The sequence below is a fragment of the Streptomyces sp. 15-116A genome (genome assembly GCF_025290915.1).
Taxonomy (GTDB): domain Bacteria; phylum Actinomycetota; class Actinomycetes; order Streptomycetales; family Streptomycetaceae; genus Streptomyces.
Genome location: NZ_JAOCQE010000494.1, coordinates 1 through 2,181, shown reverse-complemented (window position 1 = coordinate 2,181; position 2,181 = coordinate 1). Strand labels below are relative to the sequence as shown.

The 2,181-nt window shown below is 75.9% G+C and carries 1 protein-coding gene and 1 pseudogene; both read right to left on the bottom strand.

Annotated features, from left to right (window positions below; translation table 11 throughout):
* Positions 1–1,029, bottom strand: a 1,029-nt coding sequence (locus N4P33_RS34800) for a PucR family transcriptional regulator ligand-binding domain-containing protein (protein WP_260830907.1), incomplete at its 3' end; no start/stop codon positions are given.
* Positions 1,030–1,208: 179 nt separating this feature from the next.
* Positions 1,209–2,181 (bottom strand): annotated as a pseudogene (locus N4P33_RS34795) (ATP-binding protein); the annotation flags it as partial.

Below are 2,181 nucleotides of genomic sequence, written 5' to 3'. Positions count from 1 at the left end.
GCGGGCGGCGGCCGACTCCACCACCTCGGCGAGGACACCGAGGGCGTCGCCGCCCGCCTCGCCGCGCTCGCGGGCGGCGGCCGCCGTGCCGGTCTCGGCGACGATGATCCGGAACGGCGCGTCGAGCAGGCCCCCGTACAGGTCCCCGGCGACCGCGCGGGCGTGGTCGGGTTCGCCGGCGAGGAGCATGCGCAGCACGGCGGCGCCGATGCGCTGTTCGGCGGCCTGAAGGGAGCGGGAGCGCTCGGTGGTGAGGGTGAGCAGGGCGATGGCGGAGTGCAGGGCGTAGCGCTCGGCGGTGCCGAGGGTGGCGGCGGTGCCGACGGCGAGGGCGGCGCGGGGGCGGCGGCCGGTGCCGAGGGAGTGCAGCTCGACCCGGTCCTCGTGGTCGGGGCCGGCCACGACGGAGGAGGCGGGCGCGGGCCGCTCCCGCAGCCGCTGGACGTCCGCGGTGAGCCGCGCGGCCCGTCGGCCGGCCCACTCCGGTGCGGTGGCGACGACGGCACCCGAGGCGTCGTACAGCGCGGCCCATCCGTCGACCTGGGAGGCGAGGGCGGCCAGCAGTCCCTCGGGCCCGTCGGTCAGGGCCTGCTTGGTCAGCTCCCGCTGGGCCGCGAACCCGGCGGTCACCGCCCGGTACTGGTCGGCGGCGATGGCGGCGGACACGGCCTTGCTGATGGCGAGGAACGGGGTGCGGCGCGGCACCTCGAGCAGCGGCAGCCCTTCTTCCTCGGCCGCGTGGACGAGGGCCTCGGGTATGTCCTCGTAGTTGACGCCGACGGCGAAGCCGAGCCCGACGACACCGGCGCCGACCAGCCGCTTCACATAGCGGCGCATCGCCTCCGGGTTCTCCGCGTCCAGCTTGAGCGCGGTGATCAGCAGCAGCTCCCCGCCCTCCATATACGGCACGGGGTCGGCGAGTTCGCTGACGTGCGCCCAGCGGACCGGCACGTCGAGCCGGTCCTCGCCCGCGCGCACGGTCAGTTTCAGCGCGGAGTGGTGGACGAGCGAGGCGAGCGTCGGTGGCATGGGGGCTGTGTGCCTTCGGGTCCGGGTGTCTGCGTGACCTGCGTGAACTGTGTGAGTGCTGTGATCTTTTGGCCGCCTCGTATGAACGGCCTGTGTCGATTCTGCCTCACTGTACGGTCGCCGCACGCCCGGGCGTTCAGACGGCCCCCGCCCGCCCCGGCCGCACGGCCCGCCTCAGCTCACCCCCGCAGATCCACCAGCAGCGGCGGCGCGTGCTCGCCCTTGACGTCGGTCAGCGACAGCACGGCGTGCCCGGGCGGCAGCCCGTGCGCCAGCTCGGAGGCGGACCAGCGTTCCCGCTCGACCTGCCGGACGGTCACGGCCCGCGCGGTGGGCGCCTTGCCGGTGATGGCCCGGCGCAGCGCGTGCGCGGCCTTGCCCGCGGGGCTCTCGGCGATGATCTGCCGGTCGGTGACGTCCCTGGCCTCGGTCCACTCCTTGCCCCACACCTCGGCGAAGTCCTGCCCGTCCCACGGGGTGAGCCCGGCCAGCGCCATCCGGCATCCGGTGGCCCCGAGCAGCGGCCCGCGCAGCGGCCTCGGTACGTCGTCCAGGGTGCGCAGCGTGAGCACCACACCGGCGTTCGCGGACCGCAGGCGCTGGATCGCGCGGACGGCCTCGGGGGTGATCACGCCGGTCGCGTCGTCCATCACCAGGCACGCGAACAGCGACCGGTCCTCGCGCACCGCCACGCTCGCCGTGAACTGCGCCAGCACCAGCCGCGCCAGGATGCGCGAGGCGTCCGCGTGCCCCCGCTCGGGCAGGTCGACGCGCACCCGCACGGGGTGGTCCAGCGCCTTGAGCGAGAACGGCCGGGAGTGCCCGGAGGTGTCGAAGAAGCCCGCGAAGGCCGGCCGGTCCAGCAGCGCCACCCGGTCGGCGAGCACCCCGCCCACATCGCCGGGGTGGGCCAGCTGCCGCTCCCGGGCGTCGAGTTCGCGCAGCAGCGACTCCTGGCCCGACTCCGTCAGGCCCTGGCGCAGCGCGGCCAGCGGGCCGGGGGCGCCGTCGAGGAGCCGGCGCAGTTCGGGTACGGAGGGGAAGCGGCCGTGGACCGCGCGGAACGGGCCGAGCAGCTGGGCGAGCACGGTGGTGGCGCGGCGGCTGTCGCTGCCGGGGTGCGGGTCGGCCAGGTCGCCGGACAGCGCCTCG